Below are 14,700 nucleotides of genomic sequence, written 5' to 3'. Positions count from 1 at the left end.
TCGGCAGCAGGCTCTTCTGAATCTGCTCTGATCTCTCAAGATCCGTTCCCACCATCTCGGAAAACAACCTGTAATTAAGAGCTGTACGCATAGCTCTTAAAAAAAGCATAATCTCTTCATACACCCACTCGTGATCAAGTTCAAAAACAAATATCCACCTTCGCACAGGATTATGTACAGTTGTTACTGCAATGGCAGAAATGCCTTTTTTACCGTTAATCTCGAATTCCTTAATAAGCTCAGGTGCTGTTATAACAGCTCTTCGTTTTATTAATGCCATACTCACAATTCTGGAATCACGCGAGAATGATGGCCGTACTTTAACTTTTCTCCCTGCATTTACAGAATGAATAAGTATATAATCCGTACCTCGCTCTTCATAGATATAGCTTTTCTTGATTTTCAGATCCTTACCAAACTCTTTTCGCAGAGCGGAAAGAATATTTATGAAAAAATTCTTATCAGATTTGGTTTTTCCAATTTTTGAAAGAATTGCATCCAATCTTCGGTAAAAAATCTTCGGCCCAGTTGCCTCGGACACTTCCATTGTAAATCTCCTGTGAAAATTAATAGGCTTAAAGGCTTACTGATCTATTCCGAGCAAAGCACTTAAGACTATGAGAATTAATATCTTATATCAATTTAACCCGTTAAATTAATGACTGTAATCAACATTTATTAATGTGCATAATTTTAATGATTTTGTCAAGATATTAGTAATGTGATTTGGAAACCTCAATTTTCTGCTGAATCGGAATTATATGAAATTATGCAGAGTTTGGGTAAAGCCGCGGTAAGTAAATATGGTTATTTTTATTATTTATTTTGTCAGAAAATAGAATAAAATCCCGTACTGACAAAACTTTAGCTTAACTGGTGCCCGGCAAAAAAATATAATTCCGGGTTAATCTGCAAGATAAGAATTCAGATGCAGGCTGCCTTCCTGTCTGATGCCAAGCTCAAATACAGAATCTTCGCCAAAAACAGATTCAATCATATTCTTATACTTTTCGACATCTTTGTCATGCAGGAATACTTGTATTGTTCCTGCAAATCCTCCTCCATGAACCCTGCATGCGCCGTTTCCCGAACGTCTTATAAAATCCTCCGAAAGTGCCAGAGCAAGAGATATCCCCTGTTCGCGCGTATTGTGAACTGAAAAGATATTCTGAAGGTATTTAAATGACGAATCTCCCGATCTGTTAATTAGAGTTAAAAATGATTTAATATCCTTATTCTCCAGAGCTTTTACTTCCGAATCAACTCTGTCATTTTCCATAAAAAAGTGATACGCCCTTAAAAATGCCCTGTCGCCTGCTGTTTTTCTTATTTGAAGGGCTTGATTTAACACTTGATTCATGGACAACTCTCTTAAAACATCTTTGTTGAACAACCCTGCCACTTCTTTCATCTCTATAGGAATTGAAGCATAATCTTCTGTGAGATCAGCATGGCTTCCGCCTGTGTTAACAACAAGCACTTTATAATTATAATCGGCAAAATTAAAATCAACCTTCTTCACATCGGGATTTTGGGGATCATTAAAATCTATTGCAACTATTCCGCCTACCGAACATGCTGTCTGATCCATAAGCCCGCACGGTTTGCCAAAATACCTGTTTTCAGCAAACTGGCCTGTTTTTGCAATTGTGACAGGGTCAATTGAATCATTGTTAAAAAGCACACTGAGAATTTTTCCGATAAGTACTTCAACTACTGCAGACGAACTAAGGCCTGAACCTACCATTACATCACTAACCATATAAGCGGTAAACCCGCTGATTTTATATCCGGCATTGACAAATTCTGCACAAATACCTCGTATCAACCCTGATGTTGTACCCTCTTCTTCAGGCAGAGGGCTTAAAGAATTCAGCTTCACGGAAAATGCTTTATCAAAACCCTTGGAATAAAGAGTAATGACCTGTTCATCTACAGGAACAGCGCAGCATACAGCATCAAGATTTACAGATGCTGCAATCACCTTTCCGTGATTATGATCCGTATGGTTTCCGCCTATTTCGATTCTGCCCGGAACGCTGAACAGATGCGGCTCCCCATCGGGCAGTTTGTCTTTGCATAATTCAAAAAAATCATGATAGCGTTTTTTTTGATTCATCCTTACTTTATTATTTCTGCCGTACAGCTTGTCAAAAATAACTTCCAGCTCTTTCTTCTGTAATAATGCCGATAGTTTTTCTTTTGTTGCCATTTGCCGCTCTCTTTGAAAATCATATCCCCATATTCAAATCATTTAACAGAAAATGAATACACGGTTTTATGTTCATAAATATGCCCGGGCATTAAAATAGTATTCGGAAAATGCTGAATATTCGGAGAATCGGGAAAATGCTGATCTTCGAGACACAGCCCTCCGTACTTTTTCAATGGAATTCCTTTTTTCCCTGTCACACTGGAATCAAGATAATTGCCCGAATAGAGATGGATTCCGGGTTTTGTCGTAAACATTTCCATAACTCTGCCTGTATCAGGACACCAGAGCTTTGCTGCTTTTACTAATCCGCCGTCTTTGTTTTGAAGAACAAACGTATTATCATACCCGCCATCAATTTCATCTATATGCTCTCCAATTCGTTTTCCGCCCCTGAAATCAAAGGGTGTTCCATTTACAGGTGCAATATCGCCTGTAGGCAGGACATTGCCATTTACCGGCAGAAAAGCATCGGCAAAAATTGTCAGACGATGATCAAGAATATCACTGTTACTGTTGTTCAAATTGAAATATGAATGATGAGCAAGATTTATTGGCGTCGGCCTTGTGCTTTCTGCTGTGTATCTGATTATAAGCGAATTATCAGAAGTCACAGAATATTTAACCTCGCACCATACTTTTCCGGGATACCCCTCCTCTCCGTCAAGGCTCTCACAGGTGAGGGCTACTCCGATTTCCTTATTAGTGCTGAAACTATTAGCTAACCAAACCTTTTTATTAAATCCGTTTTCCCCGCCATGAAGATGATTTTCACCGACATTCCTGGTAAGCTGATATTCAATGTTATCAATTGAAAAGGTTCCGTTTTTAATTCGGTTGGCAAATCTTCCCACAATTGAACCGAAATAAAACCTGTCGTTCATATACTCTTTCAAAGAATCATATCCAAGTGTAACATCTCCGGCAGCAGAATCTCTGTCCGGGACATAAAGGCCCATTAGCACAGCTCCGTATGTCATTACGCGAGCTTTAATGCTTCCTGCAGAAAGCTCAAAAAGAAAAATATCTATACCTGTTTCAGTTCTGCCTAACAGTATCTTTTTAATTCTCATTAATCATCACCCCGCACCAGTTCAGCCCCAATATTACCCTACCAGAAGATTATATATAAAGCAGCCAATATACCGCAAATTCCAATTGCAAGGACATTAAAAACTCTGTCTGTTTTAAACAATGCTTTTGAAAGTTTGATTGCTTTTGGATGATCGGTTTTACTCTCAATCAGAGAAATAAGAACTATCACTCCCAAAAGGATTAAAAAGATCAGTCCCATCCTGTCGAGAAATGCCAGATTCGGAGCAAGATACTTAAACCCTGCTGACAGGGGAATTGTCAATACAGCAGCAGCAAGCGCAGAATTTGTAGTAGCCCTCTTCCAGAAAAGCCCTGCCATAAATATTGCCAGAATACCCGGGCTTACAAATCCTGTATATTCCTGAATGTACTGAAATGCCTGAGAAAGTGACTGCAGCTGCGGAGCAACTAAAATTGCAATAATAAGAGCAACTCCGCTTGTTATTCTTCCTGTAAGTACAAGCCTGGATTCCGAAGCTTTTTTATTTATTATCTGTTTATAGATATCCATTGAAAATATTGTTGCAGTGCTATTTACCATTGAACTTAATGATGAAACAATTGCTGCAATTAAGGCTGCAAAAGCAATTCCCTTAAGCCCTGTGGGGACAAAAGTATTGAGAAGCCACGGATATGCAGCGTCAGGTTTTGCAATTTCTGCATGAAGTGCGTATGCTGCAATACCAGGCACAACTACAATGAGGGGAGTCAGAAGTTTCAGATAACCTGCAAATGCAAGCCCTTTCTGTGCTTCTTTAAGGCTTTTTGATGCGAGAGCTCTCTGTGTAATATACTGGTTGCATCCCCAGTAAAAGAGGTTTGCAATCCACATTCCGCCTATTAAAACCCCTATACCGGGTAATTTATCATAATTCGGATTACTTCGGGACAAAATCATGTCAAATCTGTCAGGCGCCTGCTTTACAAGGTCTACAAAACCTGCGATAAATCCATGCCCGCCGCTGACTGCATTAAGCGCGAGAATAGTGGTAATCAAGCCTCCGCCTATAAGAACTGTAACCTGAACAACGTCTGTCCATGCAACTGCTTTTAATCCGCCGTAAATAGAATAAACAGCCGAGAAGAGAGCCAGCCCTATTATACCCCACCATAAATTTATACCCATAATTGTACGTAAAGCAAGAGCACCGAGATACAATACCGACGTAAGATTAACAAAAACATAGACCAGAAGCCAGAAAATCGCAAGACTCATCCTTACGCGTTTGTCAAAACGAATTTCCAGAAACTGGGGCATAGTGTATATCTCTTTTTTAATAAGAATCGGCAGAAAATATTTAGCAACAATAAGAAGCGTAAGAGCCGCCATCCATTCGTAAGATGCAATTGCAAGGCCTATTGCATACCCGGATCCGGACATTCCTATTACCTGTTCCGCTGAAATATTTGCAGCAATAAGTGATGCACCTACTGCCCACCAGGGAAGCGCTTTACTTGCAAGAAAATAATCTTTCGAATCTTTCTTATGTCCCTTTTTCTCTCTTGAAACAAACAGTCCGAGAAAAATAATAAAAACTATGTAACCGAAAAAAACAGCATAGTCCAGCACCGAAAAGCTCATTACTCACCTCATAAGTTTGGTTTATGAAATTTTGTAAAGATTTCCGCAATCGTTTGTGTTAATATAAAACAAAAGTTCATATAAATCAATAAACAAAATATTTTTTTTATTAATACGAAATTTTGCTTGACATAAACATAAGTATAAGTTATGTTACATGTGTTACTTTTTTTGTTTTCGTAGCACGTTCGTTAAAAAAACTCATTATATTGATTACTTAGGAGAGTGTTATGCAGAAAAAACTTTTTATTCTTTCGGGACTTCTGCTTATATTTTTAATGTTTTCACCTGCATTCTCATCTGTAAATACAGATGTCGATTCAATCCATGTTAAATATCATCTTAACCCAATCGTGGTAACTGCAACAAGAACAGAAGATACACAAAGAAATCTTGCGGCAAGCGTATCTTTAATTGACAGTGCATATATAAAAAACTTACCCACTTCATCGGTTCTTGAAGCTGTAAACCTTACCATCCCTTCAATTTACATTACCGAATGGGGTGTTATGGGATTCGGAGCAGCGGGAAATGCAGCAGGCAAAATATCTGTCAGAGGGCTCGGAGGAGGAGCTGTAACTCAGGTACTTATCCTTAGAAACGGCCGGCCGGATTTTATGGGCCTTATGGGATGTACAATTGCCGATGATTTCTCAACTGACGGCCTGCAGAAAGTTGAAATAATTCGAGGCCCTGCATCCTTTATCTACGGTACAAATGCTACAGGCGGTGTAATTAACCTTATACCATTTCAGCAGAAAAATGACGGTATTCATCTCGGGCTGAACTCCGGGGCAGGCTCTTTCGGCATCAAAACAGCTTCCATAACTTTAGGTACAAAGAGAAACAACATATCTTCATATACAACATTCTCCCATCGTGAGACTGAGGGCCACCGCACAGATGCAGACGGAGAGTACAAGGCTAATCATGCAACTGTAAACATTACATACAACCTGTCTAAAAAAACATCTGTTGAACTTAACGGGTCATTTGCAGACGTAACTGTTTATGATCCCGGAACTATTGACAATCCCCTATCTGACAATTGGTACGATATTATTCGCGGCGGAGGTGATTTAACAGTTAAACATAGAAGCATTATAGGTAAAAGCGTCATTAAACTTCATGGGAATTTCGGCGATCACAAATTTTTTGACGGATGGAAATCAACAGACAGAACCCTCGGCTTTATGGCATACAATACAGCAAAAATCATTAAAGGGAATTCCACTATTGCAGGTTTTGATTTTAAACGATACGGGGGAAAAGCTGAAAATACTCTTGGCAATGTGGATTTTGGGGAATTTTTTGTATCCGAATATGGTGCATACGTTCATACAAAACAGGTATTTTTAAACCGGTTTATTCTAAGCGGCGGCGTAAGAGTTGAAAAAAGCTCCCAATTCGGATCCGAAATAATTCCTCAAATCGGCCTGGTTACACACATAACGCCCCTTACATCTTTCAGGATTTCCGCAGGCAAAGGATTCCGCAGTCCTTCGCTCAGGGAGCTCTATTTCTTCAGGCCCAAAAATCCTGATTTAAAACCTGAAGAGATGTGGAACTACGAGGCTGCTATATCTCAGTATATTTATTCACAGTTAAAAATTGACTTGACTATTTTCCGGTCCCAGGGCACAAATATGATAAGGTCCAGCAATCCGGGATTCCCGTTTACATGGGTAAACTCGGGAGACTTTACACATACAGGCTATGAGCTGGTAACAAGATGGATTCCTTCAGACATTCTTACATTCAACGTATCATGGTCTCATCTGGACCCAGGCAATGAGACTATGTACTCTCCTGCAGAAAAACTGTCTGCACAAGCAGTACTTAGAATAAGATCTTTTACTATGCTCGGAGATATTTTATACATCGGCGGACTTTACGGAGCAGACAACAAAGAGAGGCCAATGGATGACTATGCTGTTGTGAATCTTACTATCAGGGGGCCTCTTTATAACGGTCTTGGATTCAGGGTTTCAGTCAAAAATCTCTTTGACAAAACGTATATGGCAATGTACGGATATCCCATGCCAGGCAGATATTTTATTGGAAATATAAATTATTCATTCGGGAAATAAATAATTAAATGAACCCTGACAGGTCAAAAAAGCTGGTTCTAAGCGGATTATTTATTGCATTGGGAATTTTGATTCCTGCTGCATTTCACGGTATTGGCGGGGGTGCCGTTTTTCTGCCGATGTTCTGGCCTGTTGCTATCTCATGTTTTTTTCTGCCTGTCTCATTTGCAGTTACTGTCGGAGCAATGACACCTCTCCTCTCATTTCTCGTCACAGGAATGCCCCCTGTGTCTCCTCCTGTACTTCAGATTATGATTCCGGAACTTATGGTTTTCTCTTTCACAACAGCATTTTTATTCAGAAAATATAAGGTAAAACCTGTATTATCTCTTCTATCTGGATTGATAATTTCCAGAATCGTTATTGCAGGATTATCATATCTTGCAGCATCTGTTATTGGATTGCCCGGTTACATTCTTTCAATAGCCGCTGTAGTGCACAGCCTTCCGGGTTCTCTGATTATTTTAATTATCATTCCAATCTTAGTTAGAATAATCGAATCTTCAGGATATTATACAATAAGGAATCAATAATGTCAATCGGGCATAGAAACTATTTTAATGAACTTGCAACAGAGTGGGATTCAATTGCCAAAGACGATAATTCCTTAAAAGGTTATCTGACAGAATTCGGCCTGGAAAAAGATGACGCTGTACTTGACGTTGGAGCAGGTACAGGCAGAATGAGCCGCTGCATTGCTGACATTGTCGGAGAACAGGGCATTGTAATATCTCATGATTTTGCTCTTGATATGCTGGAAAGAAGCCAATCAAAAGGATCACATGATAATATTTATTATTTATGCAATGATATCCACTCCCTCTGTTTTAAAAACAATTTATTTGATAAAATCATTTGTTTTTCTGCCTTTCCACATTTCATTGACCAGCAAAAAGCGGTTAATGAGATATACAGAGTTTTAAAACCTTCAGGAAAGCTTCTTATTTTTCACAGAGACTCAAGTGATGAGATAAACAAATTTCACTTTGACCTCAGTACACTTGTAAGTAAAGATGTTCTTCCTGAAGCAGAGGAACTTTCACAGATGCTTGAGATATCAGGATTTAAAGTAATTAAAGCAGTTGATACTGATGGGCTTTACTGGGTTGAGGGCGTTAAATAGTGACAGTCCTCAGTCTTCAGACCTCAGTCCACAGTCCACAGTCTACAGTTAGCATCTGAGAGAACACAAATTGGGCCCCAACTCTATTACCGTGCAATGTATTCCAAAAGTATACCACACATATAATCAAATAAAACAACTCCGTTCAATATCCTATACCCCAGCCCTATACGATAATCTATATCACCCTATTGCCCGTTCAACTACCTGCATGCCAAAAAATTTAAATTTTCTCTTAAAAAACCCTTGACTTATTAATATAAAATTAATACTTTAGATTCAAGGGGCGAGGCAGAACAAAATATTGCAGATTTATGGACTTGTTTCATAAAGGGGAATCTGTATAAATTTGTTGTGCCTTTTTTTGTTTTTGGGAATAATCTCAACTTTTTAACAAAAGGAACCTGTTTTGAATAGGATCAAATTAATTATAGTATTCCCTCTATTTTTATCTTTTTCACTTTATTCACAAGTGAAATTCAGTAATCAAAAGGTTATAATTCAGAGCAAAACTAATGAGCCATCCGCTCTATACAGTGCTGATTTGGATGGTGATGGAGATATTGATATAATTTCTTCTTCACTTCTCGACAATAAGATTGCTTGGTACAAAAACAATGGTTTCGGTAAGTTTGGGCCTCAGCAGATTATAACTACATCAGTAGAATGGCCAACTTTTGTTTATGCCGCAGATTTGAACGGTGATGGAAACATAGATGTACTTTCTGCTTCCGGAATGGATGATAAAATTGCATGGTATAAAAATAATGGATTAGGCAACTTTGGCCCACAAAAAATTATTACATATATGGCTGATTGGGCATCTGTAGTATATGCAGCTGACCTTGACAATGACGGTGATCTGGATGTTGTTTCTGCTTCATGGCGTGATAATACTATTGCCTGGTATGAGAATATTGGCTCAGATACTTTTAGCAATAAACATATTATTACTGACGATGTTAATCAATTAACTAAGATTTATATTAATGACTTAGACAATGATAAAGACATGGATATAATCTATGCTTCATATTATGATAAAAAGATTTTTTGGTTTGAAAATGATGGGGCAGGTTCTTTCAATACTCAGCATATCGTTGATAAAAATGTAAGCAGAGTAGAATCTATGTATGCAACAGATATTGACAATGATGGAAATATAGATGTACTTTATGCTACATCAATCAGAAGTAGAATTGCTTGGTGCAAAAATGATGGTAACGGTAATTTCAGTAACCATCAAATTATCACAACAAGTCTAAAATGGCCCATGTCTGTGTATGCAACTGATATTAACTGCGATGGTTACATTGATGTAATCTCTGCTTCAAGAGATGATAACAAAATTGCATGGTTTAAAAATCTCGGGTCAGGTTCCTTTGGCGAGCAGCAGATAATCTCTACAGATGCCAATCAAGCAGTATTTGTGCATGCAGCTGACCTAGATGGCGATGGTGATATGGATATACTCTCTGCTTCATTAGATGACAAAATTGCATGGTATGCAAATGATGGTTCAGGAACCTTTAGTACTCAACAAACCTTAACCACAGCAGCAAGTGATGCGATGTCTGTATTTTCTGCTGACTTGGATAATGATGGAGATATGGATGTATTATCTGCTTCATTTGATGATAACAAAATTGCATGGTATGAAAATATCGGTTCAGGAACATTCGGGCCTCAACGAATCATCACTACCAACGCAAAAAATGCATCATCTGTATATGCAGCGGACATTGATAACGATGGTGATATGGATGTATTATCTTCTTCATGGGGTGATAATAAAATCGCTTGGTATGAAAACAACTGTTTAGGAATATTTGGGCCCCAGCAAATTATCACTACCAATGCATTCTGGGCAATGTCTGTGTTTTCTGCAGATCTTGATGGAGATGGGGATATGGATGTACTATCTGCTTCCGAAGGAGATAATAAAATCGCTTGGTATGAAAATTATGGATCAGGAATCTTCGGTTCTCAAGTAACTATTACTACTAACTCAAAAGATGCACAATCTGTTTATGCAACAGACCTTGACGGAGACAACGATATAGACGTTCTTTCTGCTTCATTTTTGGATGCAAAAATTGCATGGTATGAAAATAAAAACTCAGGCAACTTTACCGCACAATCTTTAATCTCTACGACCGCAGATGGCGCTCATTCTGTGTATGCAGCTGATCTTGACAACGACGGAGACATGGATGTACTCTCTGCTTCATCATGGAATCATGGTAAAATCGCTTGGTATGAAAATTTTGGTTCGGGTACATTTGGACCTCAGCAAATTATCACAACCGATACAAAAAATGCATTATCTGTATATACAACAGACATTGATGGCGATGCGGATTTGGATGTACTATCTGCCTCATGGGATAATAATAAAATTGCATGGTATGAAAATTATGGATCAGGAGTTTTCGGCAGCCAGACAATCATTACTTTATCAGCAGAAGGTGCACAATCAGTTTATGCAGCTGATCTTGATAATGATGGAGACATGGATGTACTTTCTGCCTCACGAACTGATGATAAGATAGCTTGGTATGAAAATTTGTCAATAAATAATAAAAACAATTTACCAAATAATTTTCAACTATATCAAAACTATCCCAATCCTTTTAACATTACAACTAATATTCCTTTCTATTTGAAAGAAAAAAGTCATGTCATATTGTCTGTTTACAACCTGATTGGACAAAAATTATCGACATTGATTGATCAAACGATGGAAAAGGGGCACCATCTCCTACAATTTAATGCCGATGGGTTAACATCAGGTATATATATTTATTATATTCGGATAGATTCATATAAAGATAATAAAAAGATGCTGTTGATCAGATAAAAACCATTTATAATTAAACTATTCACATGAGCCCCTTTTCACTACCATCTGGATACCTGCTCCATACTTTTGTGAGAACAAGATTGGCAGATATGAAAATTATATTAAGATTTCAATATTCCTCTGAAAAATGAAACAGAGTTTCTATTCCATTATCGAAAGTTGAGACTAAAGAAGGTAACCTTTGGGGAGAAGGTTACCTTCTTTATAAAATCTTATTAATTAGTGTAATCCGTAAACTTACTTCTTCTGATCAATTTCCTTTAAAAGCTCTTTTACTGCAGCTTCAAGCTGTGGATCCCTTCCGGCAGCTTTGCTTCCCGGAGGATTAGCAACAATAATATCAGGAACAGCAGGCCCGTGTTCCATATTCTTATCTGTTGCTTTTACATACCACCCTCTGAAAGGCAGTCTCACAAAAGAACCGTCAATTAACCCCAGCCCCCCTGTTGAAATAACCGCACCAAAAGTGGGCTTTCCTACGAGTTTTCCAATTCCGAGGGTTTTGTATGCGTGAGAGAATATTTCTGCATTGGAATAGCTGGCTTCATTACACATGGCAATAGAAGGTTTCATCCATGGATAGAAAGGCAGCCTCTCTGCAAAGGGATAAAAATCACGGAATTTGCTGTGTTCTTTTTTTAGATTCTTTACCGCTCCGCGGGGTATTGTGTAAGCATGCTGCTTTACATTAAGAACAGCCATCAGATAATCTGTAGTCCATCCTCCGCCGTTGTAGCGCACATCAATTACTATACCTTCTTTACCTGATGCTGCTGCAGTAAAGTCTCTTTCAAATCGCTCGAAACTCGGCATGTTCATACCCTGAATATGGAGATAACCTAATCTGCCGCCGGAAAGCTTCTCTGTCAAAGTTCTTCTCTGAGCAACCCATTCCCTGTACAACAGGTTTCTCAAACTTCTGACAGGCCGTATAACCACTTCCCTTTCAGATCCGTTTTTGTCTGTAACATTCAGAAGCACCTTTTTACCAGCTAAATTTGTCAGCAGAGAATAAAAATTAATTTTATCAGAGACCGGCTGTCCGTCGACTGATTTTATGATATCTCCCGGATAAAGCTTGCTTGCAGTTCTGTCTGCCGGAGAATCGGGAATTACTCGTTTTACAACCACACCCTTTTTCACAGGCTTTATTGCCACACCGAGAAAGCCTGTTGATTCTCTCTGAGTTTTAGCCATGTCACCGCCGTAAAGGCCCATATGGCTTGCATTCAACTGGCCGATCATAATGTTAAAGATATCCCTGAAATCATGCTTTGTAGAAGTTTCAATAGCCCAGGGTTTATATTTTTTCTTTAAAGAAACAAAATTTTGCCCGTGAAAATTCGGGTCGTAAAAACCATGGTAAAGAGTACGCCATGCTTCTTCAAAAATCTGCTCTTTTTCCGCTCTGTGATTTATATCCATTTTTGCGAGAAAAGAAATATTCTCGCTTTTATCGCTATCAGTTTTGATCCTGCTGAGCCGTCCCTTTTTAAGCATGTAAAGAAATTTACCGGAATTTGAGAGTAAAACAGCGCCTGGATTCTGTCCGCCTTTAGTAATCTGCTTAAGATCTTTCCTGTTCCATTTTACCTTAAACAAATCGCTGCCTTTTCCCGAAGGGCTGGTACCGGTAAAATAAAAAGTTTTACCGTCTTTTGAGATTGCAATATTGTATTCATCACCCGGGAAAGTAGTAACCTGGACAAGCCGGTCATAAATCCTGTTAAAGTCTATTTTAACAGGCATAACAATCTTTTTCTTTTTACTATCCTTCCCTTTTTTACTTGTATCATCCTTATCTGCTTCATCTTCCCAGTCCTGAGAAGTTTTTTCCCAGTCACTCTTTTTCAGCCACACAAACCATACATCAGAATCGTGATTATTCCTTTCGGAACAAAATGCAAGTTTGGATCCGTCCGGGCTCCATACAGGATTTGTATCTCCCCGCGGGTGCATGCTGACATTAACAGGTTTTACGGAATTATTTGCTGCCTGGATGTATATTTCACTGTTAAAATCCAGATCATCAATAGAGTAGGCCAGCCACTTACTGTCAGGGCTCCAAACTACTGATCCGGGAGTTGCCCACCCGTCAAGCAGTACAATCTGATTTGAAAGTTTGTTTTCTTTATCAATATCTGCAACAATCAGCTGTCCCCTGCCCCTTAAAAAGGCAAGTTTTTTAGAATCAGGAGAAACTACAAGAGCAGATTCATCTTCTTTTGTATTTGTCACTCTCGTTATTTCCCGTTTTAATGTTTTAAAAAGGTCTGACACTTTTTTATCAGCTGACCTTACAAAATAGATATCGTATTGTTTATTTCTGTCTGAAACAAATGCAAGAGTAGTATCATTCAGCCATACAGGGCTCTGGTCACGCCATGGAGAATTGCTTATGTTTATTGTTTGGTTTTTTTCCTTGCTGTTCTCTGTAATAAATATCTCTCCGTGGATTTCAAAAGCTGAATATTTACCATTCGGAGACACTGAATAGTCGTTAATTTTGTTTGTAAATGTTTTGTGTTCTACAGGGTCAAAACGGTAATCAGCGCCGATATTTACAGGGATTTCCGAAATGTTTTCACCTTTAAGGCTGCACGAATACAGGCCTGTTTTTCTTTCGAAAACAATAATATCCCCTTTTCCGCATACGTCAAAATAACGGATTCCATCATCGGAAAAGTTCGTAATCTCCTCTTTCGGGCTTGCTTCTGCTTTTTCATTCACTGCCACTTTACGGATATTGTATTTTTCTTTATCCGCACTTAAAAAATAGAGGGTCCTGCTGTCTGCCCATCTCGGCAGAATATCCTGATAATCCTCTTTTGTGATTTGGTGAAAGGTTTTATCCTTTGTATCAAAAATCCAGATATCTCTGTTTGCAGGGCCTTTATACTGCTCTCTTGCCACTCTGCATTCACCTTTTTCAAATGCAATGTACCGGCCGTCAGGAGATACCACAGCTGATGAGCCTACTTCATCAAAAATTCTGACAGGAGTGCCACCAGATTTTTTAACAGCGTAAATTCCCTGTTCTCTCTCTATCTGTCGGAAAGTTCTTGATGTTGAAAAAACAATGCCGAATTTACTGCTCCAGTCTGTAACAATATCTCCGGAAGAGTGGTAAGTCAGTCTTTTTGACTCTCCTCCGTTTGAAGGTATTACAAAAACATCATTGTTCCCGAACCTATTTCCGGAAAAAGCAATGTATGAGCCGTCGATACTCCACCGCGGACTCATTTCGTATCCTTTGTGTATTGTCAATCTCCTCGGATTGGATCCTGTAACATCTGAAACCCAGATATCACCCTGAAAAGAAAATGCGATCTCATTTCCTGCAGGGTTGAGTGCAGGATAGCGTGCAAAGGTTACCTGGCCTGCAAATAGAGCTGCTGCTGATAAAAGAACCAATAAAACGCCGGCAGCAGGAATTATTCTTGTTCTGCTCATTTCTTTCTCCTTTCGGTTGTCAGGTTTTAATTGTTTGATAAATAACAGATGGGAAAATAATATTCCTCCGCATAAAGAAGTCCTGTGAATGGATTTAATATACTTGAGAAACAGAATAAATGCAACATAGAAATAATACATCGAAAGAAAACATCCCACTTGTTCCCAAACTCTCCCACTTTGTTCCATTCCATAGTCCCGGAACAAAAAAAGAGGCTGCTCTTGCTGCAGCCTCTTTAAATTCATTGGAAATGATCGGTATTTTTCTATTTGTAACCTATT

At 38.6% G+C, this 14,700-nt stretch carries 9 protein-coding genes; 4 read left to right on the top strand and 5 right to left on the bottom strand.

Going from position 1 to position 14,700, the window contains the following annotated elements; all coding sequences use genetic code 11:
• The 4 genes from J7K93_07660 to J7K93_07645 form a co-directional block, all read right to left on the bottom strand.
• A partial coding sequence (locus tag J7K93_07660; protein MCD6116874.1) for a hypothetical protein occupies nucleotides 1–547 on the bottom strand: 547 nt, incomplete at its 3' end.
• 357 nt (nucleotides 548–904) lie between these two features.
• A complete protein-coding gene (locus J7K93_07655) occupies nucleotides 905–2,212 on the bottom strand; it encodes a galactokinase (protein ID MCD6116873.1) in 1,308 nt (435 codons plus the stop codon).
• A 38-nt stretch (nucleotides 2,213–2,250) separates the two neighbouring features.
• Nucleotides 2,251–3,285, bottom strand: a complete 1,035-nt coding sequence (locus J7K93_07650; protein ID MCD6116872.1) for a galactose mutarotase — start codon at nucleotides 3,283–3,285, stop codon at nucleotides 2,251–2,253.
• Between the two features lie 38 nt (nucleotides 3,286–3,323).
• Nucleotides 3,324–4,889 carry a sodium/sugar symporter gene (locus J7K93_07645; GenBank protein ID MCD6116871.1) on the bottom strand — a complete coding sequence of 522 codons (1,566 nt, stop codon included), beginning with the start codon at nucleotides 4,887–4,889 and terminating at the stop codon, nucleotides 3,324–3,326.
• A 230-nt stretch (nucleotides 4,890–5,119) separates the two neighbouring features.
• Here J7K93_07645 and J7K93_07640 point away from each other — a divergent pair, with 230 nt between their 5' ends.
• The 4 genes from J7K93_07640 (at nucleotide 5,120) to J7K93_07625 (ending at nucleotide 10,962) form a co-directional block, all read left to right on the top strand.
• Nucleotides 5,120–6,979 (top strand): TonB-dependent receptor, encoded by a 1,860-nt coding sequence (locus J7K93_07640; GenBank protein ID MCD6116870.1) that lies wholly within the window; start codon nucleotides 5,120–5,122, stop codon nucleotides 6,977–6,979.
• A gap of 8 nt (nucleotides 6,980–6,987) precedes the next feature.
• Entirely contained in the window at nucleotides 6,988–7,512 is a 525-nt protein-coding gene (locus J7K93_07635; protein ID MCD6116869.1) for an ECF transporter S component, read from the top strand.
• On the top strand, nucleotides 7,512–8,102 hold the full coding sequence (locus tag J7K93_07630; protein ID MCD6116868.1) for a methyltransferase domain-containing protein: 591 nt from the start codon (nucleotides 7,512–7,514) through the stop codon (nucleotides 8,100–8,102). The genes J7K93_07635 and J7K93_07630 overlap by 1 nt, the downstream gene beginning before the upstream one ends.
• Nucleotides 8,103–8,511: 409 nt before the next feature.
• The gene (locus tag J7K93_07625; protein MCD6116867.1) at nucleotides 8,512–10,962 is read left to right on the top strand and encodes a T9SS type A sorting domain-containing protein; all 2,451 of its coding nucleotides are present in this window, start codon (nucleotides 8,512–8,514) and stop codon (nucleotides 10,960–10,962) included.
• Nucleotides 10,963–11,202: 240 nt separating this feature from the next.
• Here J7K93_07625 and J7K93_07620 read toward each other — a convergent pair whose 3' ends face one another.
• Nucleotides 11,203–14,418, bottom strand: coding sequence for a PD40 domain-containing protein (locus J7K93_07620; GenBank protein MCD6116866.1), 3,216 nt, complete (start codon nucleotides 14,416–14,418; stop codon nucleotides 11,203–11,205).
• Nucleotides 14,419–14,700: the final 282 nt, after the last annotated feature.

Source organism: bacterium (assembly GCA_021158245.1).
Classification (GTDB): domain Bacteria; phylum Zhuqueibacterota; class QNDG01; order QNDG01; family QNDG01; genus QNDG01.
The sequence above is the reverse complement of the archived record's forward strand: the minus strand, read 5'-3'. Positions and strand labels throughout refer to the sequence as shown.

Bases quoted from the DNA above. Each gene is read 5' to 3' on its own strand.
- J7K93_07650 (MCD6116872.1), bottom strand. From the start codon at position 3,285: ATGAGAATTAAAAAGATACTGTTAGGCAGAACTGAAACAGGTATAGAT.
- J7K93_07630 (MCD6116868.1), top strand. From the start codon at position 7,512: ATGTCAATCGGGCATAGAAACTATTTTAATGAACTTGCAACAGAGTGG.
- J7K93_07645 (MCD6116871.1), bottom strand. From the start codon at position 4,889: ATGAGCTTTTCGGTGCTGGACTATGCTGTTTTTTTCGGTTACATAGTT.
- J7K93_07655 (MCD6116873.1), bottom strand. From the start codon at position 2,212: ATGGCAACAAAAGAAAAACTATCGGCATTATTACAGAAGAAAGAGCTG.
- J7K93_07640 (MCD6116870.1), top strand. From the start codon at position 5,120: ATGCAGAAAAAACTTTTTATTCTTTCGGGACTTCTGCTTATATTTTTA.
- J7K93_07635 (MCD6116869.1), top strand. From the start codon at position 6,988: ATGAACCCTGACAGGTCAAAAAAGCTGGTTCTAAGCGGATTATTTATT.
- J7K93_07620 (MCD6116866.1), bottom strand. From the start codon at position 14,418: ATGAGCAGAACAAGAATAATTCCTGCTGCCGGCGTTTTATTGGTTCTT.